The sequence below is a fragment of the Pseudomonas sp. P1_F1_2 genome (assembly GCF_056405815.1).
The window spans coordinates 1-14,565 of the sequence record NZ_JBFUBK010000059.1; the positions used below are offsets into that span (position 1 = coordinate 1).

The window sequence follows — 14,565 nt, forward strand, 5'->3', positions numbered from 1 at the left end:
CGCATTGTCTGTCTTTGGCGACTGCTGCGCAGCCGGACGCAGGCTTCGCCAGCTGCTACAGGTTCTGTGATCAGCGAAAGGTCCTACACGTCCCGGGGACTAGACAGAACCCCAACTTCGGCCGATGATTTGCCCCGCAAAACCCACTCACTTGCGAGAAATCATCATGAGCAAAAAGCCATCAAAGCATGGCCCCAACAAGGCCAAATCCATCATCGCCCAGCCACTGTTCCGCAGCCGTCAGGAACGAGCCGGCAAGGGCAAAGGCAGCTACCGCCGCGAAGCCTTCCAGTCTAATAGCTGGGAGGCTTCTTACTTTCTGGCTGCTTAAAGCAGAACACCCCTTCTACATGTTAAGGTCTGCACCTGAATCGATTGCCCTGGACCTGTGCATGCCCCTTTGTCTTTCCCGTCGTTGGCCCGTTCGCCAATTGATCGCTGCCTCCAGCCTCATTTTGCTTGTCGCCTGCGCGGAAAAACCAACCGCCGCCGACGCCCAACCGCTGCAATCCCAGCCTGTCGCGACAGCCCCAGCGGTCATTCCGCCCGTGGTGCCGACCGGTGAAAATCTCGATATCCAGCCCACCCAGACGTTCGCCGAATGGCAGGCGGGATTCCGTAAAGACGCGCTGGCCGCCGGTATCCGCGCCGATCTGTTCGACCGCGCCTTTGCCGATGTCAGCTTCGACCCGAGCGTGATCCGGGCCGACCGCAGCCAACCGGAGTTTTCCCGCCCGGTATGGGAATACCTCGACGGCGCCCTTTCTCCGCTGCGAGTACGTAAAGGCCAAGCGCTGATCAGCGAAAACGCGGCCATCCTGCAAAGCATCGAACAGCGCTATGGCGTCGACCGCCAGGCACTGGTGTCAGTGTGGGGCATGGAGAGTAACTTCGGTCAGTTCCAGGGCAGCAAGTCGGTCATCAACTCCCTGGCGACGCTGGCGTATGAAGGCCGACGCCCGGGCTTTGCCCACGATCAACTGATCGCCGCCCTGCAAATCCTGCAACAGGGCGATATAACCCCCGAGAAAATGCTCGGTTCCTGGGCCGGCGCCATGGGTCAGACCCAGTTCATCCCGACGACTTACAACACCCACGCGGTCGACTTCGATGGTGACGGGCGCCGTGACATCTGGAAYAGCCCCGCCGACGCCCTCGCTTCGACCGCGCATTACCTGCAAAGCTCCGGCTGGCAGAAAGGCCAGCCATGGGGCTTCGAAGTGCAACTGCCAGGCAGTTTCAACTACGTTCTGGCCGATGGCACGATTCGCAAAAGTGTCGCCGAGTGGATGCAACTGGGGGTTTCGCTGCCCGCTGGCGCTCGGGTCCCGCCAGGATCTGAACACCTTTCTGCGGCCCTGCTGCTGCCGGCCGGTTACCGTGGCCCGGCATTTCTGGTGCTCGACAACTTCCGCGCGATTCTCAAGTACAACAACTCGTCGTCCTATGCGTTGGCGGTGAGTCTGTTGTCCGAACGCTTCAATGGTGCGGGGCTGATCAGCGGCACTTGGCCGAAAGATGATTTGCCATTGAGCCGTACCGAGCGCATGGAACTGCAAAGCCTGCTGAGCGCCCAGAACTATGACGCAGGCACCCCTGACGGGATTATCGGCGCCAACACCCGCAAGGCAATCCGCAGCGCCCAGCAGTCGTTTGGCTGGCCGGCGGACGGGTATCCGACGCACAAGTTGCTGGAAGGGTTGCGTAACCGCTAGTCAGCCGTATGGCGACTGCCGCCTTCGCGAGCAAGCTCGCACACATTGGATTTGTGAACGACACAAAACCTGTGGGAGCTTGCTCGCGATGACTGACCATCAGGCGACGAAACTCTAGCGCCTGACCACCACATCCTGCTCCAACACCAACACCCTGTTCCCCGCATCCAGCTTGACCAACGCCCCCATCGGCAGCGTCAGGTTCGGGTCGCAATGCCCACTGCGCCATCCGGCCAGCACGGGTATCCGCAACGGCTCGAACGTCTGCTTGAGCAACCGCTCCAGCGCCGCCGGCTCGACCCCCGCGATATCTCCCACCAGCACCCCGCGCAGCTTGCCCAGCGTTCCGGCCAGACGCAGATGGGTCAGTAGCCGGTCGATGCGATACAACGGCTCGTTGATGTCCTCGATCAACAGGATGACGCCCTCGGCCTCCAGCTCGTAAGGCGTGCCCATGGTCGCGGCGATCATCGACAGGTTGCCCCCCAGCAAGCGCCCATGCGCGACGCCAGGTTCGATAGTGGTCAACGGGTAAGCCGCCGGATGAGCCAACACGCTGCCGGCCTTCACCTGCCCACGGAGCATGTTGAAAAACGAAGACTCGGTCGGTTTTTGCTTGTCGCCCAACAGGTCGGCATTGAGCAACGGGCCATGAAAGGTCACGAAACCGGCATAACGGCTGATCGCCACGTGCAGCGCCGTGATGTCGCTGTAGCCGATGAACGGCTTGGCGTTGTTTTGCAGCAGTTCGAAATCTATGCGGTCGAGCAAACGCGGTGTGCCGTAACCACCCCGCAGGCAGATGATCGCGTCGACCTCGGTGTCGGCGAATGCCGCGTGCAAATCATTGAGCCGCACTTCGTCACTGCCGGCCAGGTAACCGTCCTTTTCATACACCCCGGGATACACCCGCAACGCATAACCGCGAGCGTGCATCCAGGCAATGGCTTTGTCAGTGTCCAGCCCGGCGGGACCTGCTGGTGCAATGACGCCGATCAGCCCTTGCGACGGCAACGCCGGAACAGGTTTATGTGGATACAGCGTATGGGTCGGTCGAACGGTCATCCATGAATCTCCCTGCGTGAACACTTCAGCACACAGTAGTCAGGTACGGGGACAAACAGAAGAGGGTCAGTCGCCCGCAGGTTGCAGGAAAAAACGCTGGCTGGCGTAGGCCAGGCAAAAAAACGCCCGCAAAGCCTGGAAAGCCATGCGGGCGTCTTTTATGTCATCGCCAAATTACAGGGACGACATCAGCTCGGCTTTAACCAGTTTCGCCTGCTCGTCGGCGTGGTACGACGAACGTACCAGCGGGCCGGAAGCGACGTTCTTGAAGCCCATCTTGTAACCTTCCTCGGCGAACCAGGCGAAAGTGTCCGGGTGCACGAAACGCTGCACCGGCAAGTGGCTGCGAGACGGTTGCAGGTATTGGCCCAGCGTCAGCATGTCGATGTCGTGCTCGCGCATGCGCTTCATGACTTCGATGACTTCTTCGTCGGTTTCGCCCAGGCCCAGCATCAAGCCGGACTTGGTTGGAATGTGCGGCATCATTTGCTTGAAACGCTGCAGCAGGGTCAGCGACCACTGGTAATCCGAACCCGGACGCGCTGCTTTGTACAAACGCGGCACGGTTTCCAGGTTGTGGTTGAACACATCCGGTGGCTCGGCCGCGGTGATTTCCAGCGCCACGTCCATACGGCCACGGTAATCCGGGACCAGGGTTTCGAGCTGCACGTTCGGCGACAGCTTGCGGATCTCGCGGATGCAGTCGGCAAAGTGCTGGGCACCGCCGTCACGCAGGTCGTCGCGGTCAACCGAGGTGATCACCACGTACTTCAATTTCAGGTCGGCGATGGCGATGGCCAGGCTTTCCGGCTCGTTCACGTCCAGAGGTTTCGGACGGCCGTGACCGACGTCGCAGAACGGGCAGCGACGGGTGCAGATGTCGCCCATGATCATGAACGTCGCGGTACCGCCGGAGAAGCACTCGCCCAGGTTCGGGCAGGACGCTTCTTCGCACACGCTGTGCAGCTTGTGTTTACGCAACAGGGCCTTGATGCGGTCGACTTCCGGGGAAACCGGGATGCGTACACGAATCCAGTCGGGTTTCTTTGGCAGTTCGGTGGTCGGAATGATCTTCACCGGGATACGTGCAACCTTCTCGGCGCCGCGCAGCTTGACGCCGGCTTCAACCTTGGCACGCGGGGCCGGACGCTCGGTGACATCAAGCGTCGGGATCATGGTTTGCACTGCATCAGTAGTCATATCAGTCGATTCCGCCCGTTAGGGTCGTCTGCTCAGCATAGTCGAGGTGTTTGACGAGCTGCGCGCGCAGCCGGGCACTTACCTCGGCAAATTCAATCGATCCTGCGTGATCGCTCAGCTGGGTCATCGCCAGCCCGGCGTAGCCGCAGGGATTAATCCGTCGAAACGGTTCCAGGTTCATGTCCACGTTCAGGGCCAGGCCATGAAAGGAACAACCGTGGCGGATCCGCAGACCCAGAGATGCGATTTTCGCCCCGTTGACGTAGACACCCGGTGCGTCCGGCTTGGCGGCGGCAGTAACGCCGTAGCTGGCCAGTAACTCGATCAGGCATTGCTCCATGCGGCTGACCAGGTCACGCACGCCAAACCCCAGCTTGCGTACGTCCAGTAGCAGATAGGCCACCAGTTGGCCAGGGCCGTGATAGGTCACCTGACCGCCCCGATCGACCTGCACCACCGGAATATCCCCGGGAAGCAGCAGATGCTCGGCCTTGCCAGCCTGCCCCTGGGTGAACACCGGCGGGTGCTCGACCAGCCAGATCTCGTCGGCGGCATCGGTGCCGCGTTCGTTGGTGAAGCGTTGCATGGCATGCCAGACCGGCTCGTAAGCCATCTGGCCGAGCTCACGAAAGCCCAGCGTGCCAGACATCACAGCACCATGTGCACGAAGCCGGTCGCCCGCAGATAGCTGTTGATGTTGTACAGCTGGTCCTGGTCGGTCGCGACGATGTGCAACTGAATGGTGGTGTATTTGCCGTTGCTGCTTTGACGCTCATCGACACGCTCATCGTTGATGGTCGCGTATTTCTTGACGATTTCAATGATCTTGTCTTTGTTGCCGACGCCCGTATCGCAGATCACCTTAACCGGATAATCAACTTGGGGAAATTCGATCTTTGGTGCCTTTACTTCGGTATCGGTCATGGCGTAACGGCCTCGTAAGCGTAAGCCGTGGCGACAGCAAAACCCCGCGCCGGATCAGCACGGGGCCTTGCAGGAGCACACTATCAGTTGAACATGCTGTAGAAGAATAGACGGATGCTATCCCACATGCGGCGGAAGATACCACCCTCCTCGACCGCGTCCAGAGCGATCAGATCGGCGCTGTGCACCACCTTGTCGTCCAGTTTCACTTCGACTTTACCGATCACGTCGCCCTTGGCGATTGGCGCAACCAGTTGCGGGTTCATGGTCATGCTGGCAGCAAGCTTTTTCAGCTGGCCTTTTGGCAGGGTCATGGTCAGGTCTTCAGCCAGGCCGGCCTTGACTTGATTGGTCGCGCCTTTCCAGACAGGGGCCTGAGCCAGCTCGGCGCCTTTCTGATAGAAGGTCTGGGTTTCGAAGAAGCGGAAACCGTAAGTCAGCAGCTTCTGGGTTTCGGCGGCACGAGCCACTTCGCTGTTGGTGCCGAACACCACCGCGATCAGGCGCATGCCATCACGTACGGCCGAAGACACCATGCAGTAGCCGGCTTCATCGGTGTGGCCGGTTTTCAGACCGTCGACGGTCTTGTCGCGCCACAGCAGCAGGTTGCGGTTAGGTTGCTTGATGCCGTTCCAGAAGAACTCTTTCTGCGAGTAGATCGCGTAGTGAGCCGGGTCTTCGTGAATGATTGCGCGAGCCAGCACCGCCATGTCATGAGCCGACGAGTAGTGCTCCGGGTTCGGTAGACCAGTCGGGTTCATGAAGTGGGTGTTGGTCATGCCCAGGTCGGCCACGGTTTTGTTCATCACGTCAGCGAATGCGTCTTCGCTGCCGGCGATGTGCTCGGAGAGCGCAACACTGGCGTCGTTACCCGACTGAATGATGATGCCGTGCAGCAGGTCGCTGACGGTGACCTGCGAACCCACCTTGATGAACATCCGCGAACCGCCGGTACGCCAGGCGTTTTCGCTGACGGTCACCGGGTCGTTTTCGCCGATCTGGCCACGACGGATTTCCAGGGTCGCGATGTACGCGGTCATCAGCTTGGTCAGGCTGGCCGGTGGCAGACGCTGGTCACCGTTGTTCTCGACCAGCACGTTGCCGCTGCTGGCATCCATGAGCACATAGGCCTTGGCGGCCAGTTGTGGTGGCGACGGCATCACCTCGACCGCGAAAGCGGCAGGTGAGAGAAGCAGCGGGACTAGCAGGAACAGGCGTTTGGCAAAGGTGGTGATGTTCATCCGTCTCTCGAAATCGCTAATGGAAACTTGCCCAGGGGCAAAACTAATCAAATAACCTTCTAACGGGTTATCGCGTGTTCAGTTGCTCACTCTGTAACCCTTGCCGGGCTTTTGTTCTGTATCGAGCCAACAACCTGGTTCACCCCCCAAAACCGCAGATGAACCGTCAATCAAGTCCTACGTTTACTCTGTTACCACACTTGGCGAACCGAGGTTGGCCATGCGCACACTGTTCTGCACTTGCTGGATTTCACCCGGAGAACCGATCGGCCCCAGGCGCACCCGATGCAGTGTCTGTTGGTTGCGCACTATCGAACTGATGAACACCGGGGCGCTCACCATCCCGCTGAGCTTCGATCTCAGGAGTTCTGCAGCGTCCGGGTTGGCGAACGCGCCCACCTGCAGATACTGGCCAGAGGCTGGTACAGAAGCGTTTTTTTTTGCATCAAGCTGAACGGGCACGACGGCCGCGGCGTGTTGCTGCGGTGGCGGCGTCCATTGCTCGACGGTGCCGGCCGAGGCCGTAATCACCGGGGCGCTATTTTGCGCGACTTGCGGCTCGTTGAGCATCAAAGGCGCCGGACGGCCTTTTTGTGCCCACCACTGTTGCGGGTCGATACCCTCGACCTTGACCCGCGCGGTGCCGATTTCGGCGTAACCGAGTTTTTTGGCAGCGGCATAGGACAAGTCGATGATGCGGTCCGAATAGAACGGCCCACGGTCGTTGACCCGCAGGATCACGCTCTTGTTGTTGTCCAGGTTGGTCACCCGAACGTAACTTGGCAGTGGCAATGTCTTGTGTGCGGCACTCATGCCGTACAGGTCATACACCTCGCCATTGGCGGTGTTCTGACCGTGAAACTTGGTGCCATACCAGGACGCCGTGCCCGAGGCGACGTAGGTCTTGGATTCTTGCAGCGGGAAATAGGTCTTGCCCAGCACCGTGTACGGGTTGGCCTTGTAAGGACCGCTGTGCAGGGTCGGCGTGGCATCCGGGATGCGCGATACGTCGACATCCCACCACGGCGCGCCATCTTTGTGGGCGCGGTTGATGTCCAGCCCCGGCGTAGCGCGCACGGCAGTGGACGAGGATTTCTGAGCCGGCGCGCGACTGGTCGAGCAACTGGCAAGCAGCACCGCCAATGCGGCGAAAGCCATGAGCTTGAGGGGTTTATCCATAGGCGATGCCCGCATTACTTGACGCCCCGTGCTTGGACCAGCTGCTCAGACAGTTGATGTACGGCCATGGCGTACATCACGCTGCGGTTATAACGCGTGATTGCGTAAAAATTCTTCAGGCCCATCCAGTACTCGGGGCCATTGTCACCTTCAAGGCGGAAAGCCGTGACCGGCATATCATCGCGCAGCGCATCATGACTTGACCACCCTAGAGCCCGCAACTCCCCTGCGGTTTTAGTCGGCTCGATGCCCGTGGTCAACCCTTCGTCCACCTGCTCGCCTCGTACATCGGCGCGGCTGACCACCGGTTCGCCGGCAACCCAGCCGTGAAGCTTGAAGTAACTGGCGACGCTACCAATGGCATCGTCCGGATTGGTCCAGATATTAATGTGACCATCACCGTCGAAATCCACCGCATACGCGCGAAAACTGCTCGGCATGAACTGCGGCAAGCCCATGGCGCCTGCGTAGGAACCTTTGAGGGTCAACGGATCGACCTGTTCTTCACGGGCCAGCAGCAAGAACTCACGCAATTCCTTGCGGAAGAATTCGGCACGGGGAGGATAGTCGAAACCCAATGTCGATAACGCGTCGATCACCCGGTAATTACCGGTATTACGGCCGAAAAAGGTTTCAACTCCGATGATCGAGACAATCACCTGGGCCGGCACACCATATTCCTGCTCGGCACGCGCCAGCACTGCTTCGTGCTGACGCCAGAAGTCCACACCACGGGCAATGCGCGCGTCGGTGATGAACATTGGACGGTATTCGTTCCATTGCTTGACCCGTTCGGCGGGCTTGGAGATCGCATCCAGGATCGACTGCTTGCGTTCGGCTTCGCGGAACACGCCCATCAGCTGTTCGCCAGCGAAACCGTAGTCGCGGGTCATTTCACCGACGAATTCGGCCACCTGGGGTGAACCTTCGTAATCGCCGGCCAACGCGTCCTGCGTTATGCCAAGGATGCTTACCAGGCCGACCCATGGCGCGTATCGAGTCGCCCAGCCACGCATTACTTGCATTGAAATCTTCACCTTATTCAAACCTGTGCGATCCACTTACGATGGGTATGGATCGACATCAAAACCCCAAACGCTGACAGCAGCGTCACCAGCGAAGTTCCTCCGTAGCTAATGAACGGCAACGGCACCCCTACCACCGGCAACAGGCCACTGACCATACCGATGTTGACGAAAACATAAACAAAAAACGTCATGGTCAAACTGCCCGCAAGCAATTTGCCGAACAATGTCTGGGCCTGGGCGGTGATCACCAACCCGCGACCGATCAGCAGCAGGTAAATCAGCAGCAGCGCACAAATGCCGACCAGCCCGAACTCTTCACCCATGACCGCAATGATGAAGTCGGTGTGGCTTTCCGGCAAGAAGTCCAGGTGCGACTGGGTGCCCAGCAGCCAGCCCTTGCCAAACACGCCACCCGAACCGATGGCAGCTTTGGACTGAATGATGTTCCAGCCAGTGCCCAGCGGATCGCTCTCAGGGTCAAGGAAGGTCAGGATTCGCTGCTTCTGGTAGTCGTGCATGATGAAAAACCACATCGCCACGGCCACCGGTACGGCCGCCGCCAGCACGCTGATGATCCAGCGCCATTTCAAACCACCCATAAACAGAACGAACGCACCGCCTGCCAGGATCAGCAGCGAGGTACCAAGGTCCGGCTGACGCACGATCAGGATGAACGGCAAACCAATCAGAAACAGACTGACCGCTACGTGCTTTAGCTGCGGCGGCAAGGTGCGCTTGGACAAATACCAGGCGATGGTGGCCGGCATCAGGATTTTCATGAATTCCGACGGCTGGAAGCGAATCACGCCGGGGATGTTGATCCAGCGCGTGGCCCCCATGGCGTTATGGCCCATGACGTCCACCACCACCAGCAAGAGCACACCCAGCACATAACCGACCGGCACCCAACGCGCCATGAAACGAGGTTCGAACTGCGCGATGACGATCATCGACACCAGGCCGATGCCGAACGAAGTGGCTTGCTTGGCCAGCAGGTCCCAGCTCTTTCCGCTGGCCGAATACAGCACGAACAGACTGCCGGCGGCGAGGGTCAGCAGCAGAATCAACAACGGGCCATCGATGTGCAGGCGCTGCAACAGCGTCGCACGGCGACGCATCACATCCTCGCTGGAGAGCATGCGGTCGAAATTATTCTTCACGGGCCGTAGCCTCCGCACTGATAGGGCTGGCGTACTCGGCTTTGAGATGGCCGTCCTGGTCCAGGAGCCAGGCATCCATGACTTGACGCACTACAGGCGCGGCGACCCCGGAACCGGACTCGCCGTTCTCGACCATGACCGACACCACGATTTGCGGGTTGTCGGCCGGCGCAAAGCCGACAAACAAGGCGTGGTCACGGTGGCGTTCCTGCACTTTGGAACGGTCGTACTTCTCGCCCTGCTTGATCGCGACCACCTGGGCCGTACCACTTTTACCGGCGATCCGGTATTGCGCGCCGATCGAGGCCTTGCGCGCCGTACCGCGAGCGCCGTGCATCACTTGCTGCATGCCGTGGTTGACCTTGGTCCAGTCGGACGGATCGCGCAGGACGATGTCCGGCATCGGGTTTTCATCCTTGGGCTTCACGCCCTCAACCGTCTTGGCCAGGTGCGGCCGGTTCCACACGCCTTTGTTGGCCACCAGCGCAGTGGCCTGGGCCAGCTGCAATGGCGTGGATTGCATGTAGCCCTGCCCGATCCCCAGAATCAGGGTTTCACCCGGGAACCACGCTTGGCGCCGCGTCGCACGTTTCCATTCACGGGACGGCATCAGGCCCGGCGACTCTTCGAACATGTCCAGCGAGACCTTTTGGCCAATGCCGAATTTGCCCAGGTACGACGACAACCGGTCGATCCCCAGCTTGTGGGCCAGATCATAGAAGTAGGTGTCGTTGGACCGCATGATTGCCGTGTCCAGATCCACGTAACCATCACCCGTACGGTTCCAGTTACGGTATTTGTGATCGTAGTTGGGCAGCATGTAGTAACCGGGGTCGAAGACTCGGGTCGAAGCGGTGACCACCCCCGAATCCAGACCGGCAATCGCCACCGCCGGCTTGATGGTCGAACCCGGCGGGTACAGGCCGCGCAACACGCGGTTGAACAGCGGCCGGTCGATGGAGTCGCGCAGCTCGGAATAGGCCTTGGAGCTGATGCCGGTGACGAACAGGTTCGGATCGAAACTCGGCTGACTGACCATCGCCAGCACTTCACCGGTTTTTGGGTCCAGTGCCACGACGGCACCACGACGTCCGCCAAGTGCGGTCTCGGCGGCTTCCTGCAATTTGATGTCCAGGCTCAGGACGATGTCCTTGCCAGGAATCGGATCGGTACGCTTGAGCACGCGCAATACGCGGCCCCGAGCGTTGGTTTCGACTTCCTCGTAACCGACCTGACCGTGCAGCTCGGGTTCGTAGAAGCGTTCGATGCCGGTTTTGCCAATTTGATGGGTGCCGCTGTAACTCACCGGATCCAGAGACTTGAGCTCTTTCTCGTTGATCCGCCCCATATAACCTACCGAGTGCGCAAAATGCGCACCCTGCGGATAGTGACGAACCAGCTGCGCGACCACTTCCACGCCCGGCAGACGGAACTGATTCACCGCGATACGGGCGATCTGTTCTTCGGTCAGCTCGAACAGGATCGGTACTGGCTCGAACGGCCGGCGCCCCTGCCGCATGCGCTTCTCGAAAATCATCCGATCCTCTGGAGTCAACTCCAGCACCTGGACGATCACGTCGAGCACTTGTTGCCATTCACCAGAGCGTTCGCGGGTCATGCTCAGGCTGAAGCTGGGTCGGTTGTCGGCGATTACCACGCCATTGCGGTCGAAGATCAACCCGCGCGTGGGCGGAATCGGCTGCACATGGACGCGGTTGTTTTCCGAGAGGGTCGAGTGGTACTCGTACTGGATCACCTGAAGGAAATACAGCCGCGCAATCAGTACGCAGATCAGCGTTACGACCGCAATTGCCCCGAACACGACGCGACCACGCACCAGACGGGCGTCTTTTTCGTGGTCCTTGATGCGAATCGGCTGAGACATGAGGGCAGAACTACTTGTGGTATGGGTGGCCGGACAGGACTGTCCAGGCACGGTACAGCTGTTCGCCGATCAGAATTCGCACCAATGGGTGCGGCAACGTCAACGGCGACAATGACCAGCGCTGATCGGCTCGGGCACAGACTTCCGGCGCCAGCCCTTCGGGGCCGCCGACCATGAAGTTGACCGTGCGCGAGTCCAGGCGCCAGCGATCGAGTTCGACCGCCAGCTGCTCAGTGCTCCAGGGTTTGCCGTGGACTTCGAGAGTGACAATACGCTCGTTCGGCCCGACTTTGGCCAGCATGGCTTCGCCTTCCTGACGGATGAAGCGCGCCACATCGGCGTTCTTGCCACGGGTATTGAGCGGTATTTCCACCAGTTCCAGCGCCAGCTCGGACGGAAGACGCTTGGCATATTCATGCCAGCCTTCTTCCACCCACTTGGGCATCCGTGAACCGACGGCGATCAGTCGCAGTCGCACAGCGGGCCCTTATTGCTGGTCTTTGTTGAGCTTGATGAAATGCTCGTGGGTGTTTTCCGGGCTGTGGTGGGCCGCGTTCAGAGCACGGCTCTGCTCTGCGCCGGACCACAGACGCTCCAGGTCGTAGAACTGGCGAGCCGAGGCGGTCATCATGTGAACGATGACATCGTCCATGTCCAGCAGGACCCAGTCGCTGTCGCCCTTGCCTTCTTCACCCAGCGGCTTGACACCCTGAGCCTTGACCGCTTCGCGGACCTTGTCCAGCATCGCGCCGATCTGGCGGTTGGAGGTACCGGTAGCGATGATCATGAAGTCAGTGATGCTCTGCTTTTCACGAACGTCGATCACCTGAATGTCCTGGGCCTTGACGTCTTCCAGGGCCGCTACGGCAACCTTGACCAGCTCTTCGCCAGCGAGTGGTGCGCCGGTTGGAACTACTTCTGGCAGCGGGGCGCTCTTGAATGTGCCTTTGCGCTTTACTTTAGCTACGTCTTTGTCAGTCATATAAAACTCGTTTTGCTCGTATGTTCGGGGGCTTCGATACACGTGGTCACGTGCCTTGAAGCGCGCCTCTTTTCAGTTCGACGCACGGTAAAGTCCGTGCGCATCGATGTAGGCCAGGACCGCGTCGGGCACCAGGAAACGTACCGACTTACCGCTGGCCAGCAGTTGACGGATCTGGGTGGCGGATACCGCGAGCGGTGTCTGCCAGACGAATGCAATCTGTCCGCTCGGCCCATTGAGGGCCAGCGGGTCGCTCACCGAGCGCGCTGCCAGCAGGTTGCGCAAGGCATCCGGCGGTTCGCTGTCGGCATCCGGGCGTTGCAGCACCAGGATGTGGCAATGCTGGAGCAACTCTTCCCAGCGGTGCCAAGTGGGCAGGCCGCAAAATGCGTCCCAGCCCAGAAGTAGAAATACCTGGTCCTGCGCGGCCAGTTCGGCACGCATCAATTCCAGGGTATCGATAGTGTAGGACGGTTTGTCCCGCTGCAATTCGCGGGCGTCCACCACCAACGGCGCCACACCGGCCACCGCGCACTCGACCATCGCCAGACGGTCTTTTGCCGACACTTGCGGCGTATCACGATGCGGAGGCCTGGCACTGGGTGTCAGACGCAACTCATCGAGCGCCAGCGACTCGGCGACTTCCAGCGCACTGCGCAAATGGCCGATGTGCACCGGGTCGAACGTGCCGCCCAGCATGCCAATGCGCCGAGGTTGAGGCGTGTCGGCGGTGGCTGGGGTTGTCGGGGCGAGGTCGCTCAAGTCAGACCGACGCCTGGCCGCGCAACTGGCCATCACCGACCACGATGTACTTCTCGCACGTCAAACCTTCGAGGCCTACCGGGCCGCGGGCGTGCAGCTTATCAGTAGAAATGCCAATCTCGGCACCCAATCCGTATTCAAAGCCATCGGCGAAGCATGTCGGCGTGTTGATCATGACCGACGATGAATCGACTTGTGCCACAAAACGCCGGGTATCAGCGAGGTTTTCGCTGACGATCGAGTCGGTGTGATGGGAGCCGTACCGATTGATGTGGTCGATGGCCTGATCGAGGCCGTCGACCACGCGGATCGACAGAATCGGTGCCAGGTATTCGGTGGTCCAGTCGTCTTCGGTCGCCGCCGCAGCATCGATAATCGCCCGCGTGCGCTCGCAACCGCGCAGCTCGACGCCTTTTTCGCGGAACTGGGCAGCCATCGATGGCAGGAAATCTTTGGCAACGCTTTGATCGACCAATAGCGTTTCCATCGCGCCGCAAATGCCATAACGGTAGGTCTTGGCGTTGAACGCAATGCGCTGGGCTTTCGCCAGATCAGCATGAGGGCTGACGTAGACGTGGCAAATACCATCCAGGTGCTTGATGACAGGCACGCGGGCGTCACGACTGACGCGCTCGATCAGGCCACGGCCACCACGGGGCACGATGACATCGACGTATTCCGGCATGGTAATCAGCGCGCCAACGGCGGCACGATCGGTGGTTTCGACCACTTGCACCACAGCGCCAGGCAGTTCGGCTTCAGCCAGGCCGCGCTGGATGCAGGCGGCGATGGCGCGATTGGAGTGGATCGCCTCGGAACCGCCACGCAGGATGGTTGCATTGCCGGATTTGAGGCACAGGCTGGCGGCATCGATGGTCACGTTGGGACGGGATTCGTAGATGATCCCGATCACGCCCAGCGGCACGCGCATTTTTCCAACCTGGATGCCCGACGGACGGAAACTCATGTCGCGGATCGCGCCTACCGGGTCCGGCAATGCAGCTACCTGGCGCAAACCGACGATCATGCCGTCGATGCGTTCCGGGGTCAGCGCCAGACGCTCCAGCAGGGCCGGTTCAAGACCATTGGCCCGACCAGCGGCCAAATCCAGTTCATTGGCCGCCGTCAACTCGGCGCGTGCAGCGTCCAGCGCATCAGCGGCGGCTTGCAAGGCGCGGTTTTTCTGCGCGGTGCTGGCACAGCCGATGACGCGAGCGGCTTCGCGAGCAGCGCGGCCCAGGCGGGTCATGTAGTCAAGAACGGACTCAGTCATGGTCTGGAGTGGTCTTTGCTAAGGTCTTGGTAAAGAGTAAAGCGGCAGATTATAGCTGTCGCGCCCCCCGACTAACAGCGGTGACGGGCGGATGGTCGAAATCAAGAGCAATTTGCCGACGTTCAGCCGTGATTAAGCTGCAAATTGTTAT

15 protein-coding genes are annotated in these 14,565 nt (G+C 60.1%); 2 read left to right on the plus strand and 13 right to left on the minus strand.

What is annotated here, in order from left to right; translation table 11 throughout:
* Window positions 1-166: 166 nt before the first annotated feature.
* Both arfA and AC1D2P_RS18030 read left to right on the plus strand, forming a co-directional pair.
* A complete protein-coding gene (gene arfA, locus AC1D2P_RS18025) occupies window positions 167-331 on the plus strand; it encodes an alternative ribosome rescue factor ArfA (protein ID WP_003176285.1) in 165 nt (54 codons plus the stop codon).
* A gap of 61 nt (window positions 332-392) precedes the next feature.
* Window positions 393-1,715, plus strand: a complete 1,323-nt coding sequence (locus AC1D2P_RS18030) for a lytic murein transglycosylase (protein ID WP_109786347.1) — start codon at window positions 393-395, stop codon at window positions 1,713-1,715.
* A gap of 114 nt (window positions 1,716-1,829) precedes the next feature.
* Here the strand turns inward: AC1D2P_RS18030 and AC1D2P_RS18035 are convergent, their stop codons facing one another.
* The 13 genes from AC1D2P_RS18035 to AC1D2P_RS18095 form a co-directional block, all read right to left on the minus strand.
* Window positions 1,830-2,780: a S66 peptidase family protein gene (locus tag AC1D2P_RS18035; RefSeq protein WP_109786348.1), complete on the minus strand. Its 951-nt coding sequence runs from the start codon at window positions 2,778-2,780 to the stop codon at window positions 1,830-1,832.
* A gap of 174 nt (window positions 2,781-2,954) precedes the next feature.
* Window positions 2,955-3,980, minus strand: coding sequence for a lipoyl synthase (lipA, locus tag AC1D2P_RS18040; RefSeq protein ID WP_109786349.1), 1,026 nt, complete (start codon window positions 3,978-3,980; stop codon window positions 2,955-2,957).
* A gap of 1 nt (window position 3,981) precedes the next feature.
* Window positions 3,982-4,629, minus strand: coding sequence for a lipoyl(octanoyl) transferase LipB (gene lipB, locus AC1D2P_RS18045; protein WP_046028719.1), 648 nt, complete (start codon window positions 4,627-4,629; stop codon window positions 3,982-3,984).
* Window positions 4,629-4,904: a DUF493 domain-containing protein gene (locus tag AC1D2P_RS18050; RefSeq protein WP_046028720.1), complete on the minus strand. Its 276-nt coding sequence runs from the start codon at window positions 4,902-4,904 to the stop codon at window positions 4,629-4,631. Before AC1D2P_RS18050 ends, lipB begins: the two co-directional genes overlap by 1 nt.
* Before the next feature lie 83 nt (window positions 4,905-4,987).
* Window positions 4,988-6,145: a D-alanyl-D-alanine carboxypeptidase family protein gene (locus AC1D2P_RS18055; RefSeq protein ID WP_046028721.1), complete on the minus strand. Its 1,158-nt coding sequence runs from the start codon at window positions 6,143-6,145 to the stop codon at window positions 4,988-4,990.
* A gap of 183 nt (window positions 6,146-6,328) precedes the next feature.
* A complete protein-coding gene (locus AC1D2P_RS18060) occupies window positions 6,329-7,339 on the minus strand; it encodes a septal ring lytic transglycosylase RlpA family protein (RefSeq protein WP_109786350.1) in 1,011 nt (336 codons plus the stop codon).
* Window positions 7,339-8,349: a lytic murein transglycosylase B gene (mltB, locus tag AC1D2P_RS18065; RefSeq protein ID WP_046028723.1), complete on the minus strand. Its 1,011-nt coding sequence runs from the start codon at window positions 8,347-8,349 to the stop codon at window positions 7,339-7,341. Before mltB ends, AC1D2P_RS18060 begins: the two co-directional genes overlap by 1 nt.
* 17 nt (window positions 8,350-8,366) lie before the next feature.
* Entirely contained in the window at window positions 8,367-9,470 is a 1,104-nt protein-coding gene (gene rodA, locus AC1D2P_RS18070; RefSeq protein WP_046028876.1) for a rod shape-determining protein RodA, read from the minus strand.
* 31 nt (window positions 9,471-9,501) lie between these two features.
* Window positions 9,502-11,397 carry a penicillin-binding protein 2 gene (gene mrdA / locus AC1D2P_RS18075; protein WP_223525609.1) on the minus strand — a complete coding sequence of 632 codons (1,896 nt, stop codon included), beginning with the start codon at window positions 11,395-11,397 and terminating at the stop codon, window positions 9,502-9,504.
* Window positions 11,398-11,407: 10 nt separating this feature from the next.
* Entirely contained in the window at window positions 11,408-11,875 is a 468-nt protein-coding gene (gene rlmH, locus AC1D2P_RS18080) for a 23S rRNA (pseudouridine(1915)-N(3))-methyltransferase RlmH (protein ID WP_003185785.1), read from the minus strand.
* A 9-nt stretch (window positions 11,876-11,884) separates the two neighbouring features.
* Window positions 11,885-12,379: a ribosome silencing factor gene (gene rsfS / locus AC1D2P_RS18085; protein ID WP_046028725.1), complete on the minus strand. Its 495-nt coding sequence runs from the start codon at window positions 12,377-12,379 to the stop codon at window positions 11,885-11,887.
* A gap of 72 nt (window positions 12,380-12,451) precedes the next feature.
* Window positions 12,452-13,174: a nicotinate-nucleotide adenylyltransferase gene (gene nadD / locus AC1D2P_RS18090; RefSeq protein WP_077431204.1), complete on the minus strand. Its 723-nt coding sequence runs from the start codon at window positions 13,172-13,174 to the stop codon at window positions 12,452-12,454.
* Window positions 13,143-14,414: a glutamate-5-semialdehyde dehydrogenase gene (locus tag AC1D2P_RS18095; protein WP_077431203.1), complete on the minus strand. Its 1,272-nt coding sequence runs from the start codon at window positions 14,412-14,414 to the stop codon at window positions 13,143-13,145. Before AC1D2P_RS18095 ends, nadD begins: the two co-directional genes overlap by 32 nt.
* Window positions 14,415-14,565 lie beyond the last annotated feature (151 nt).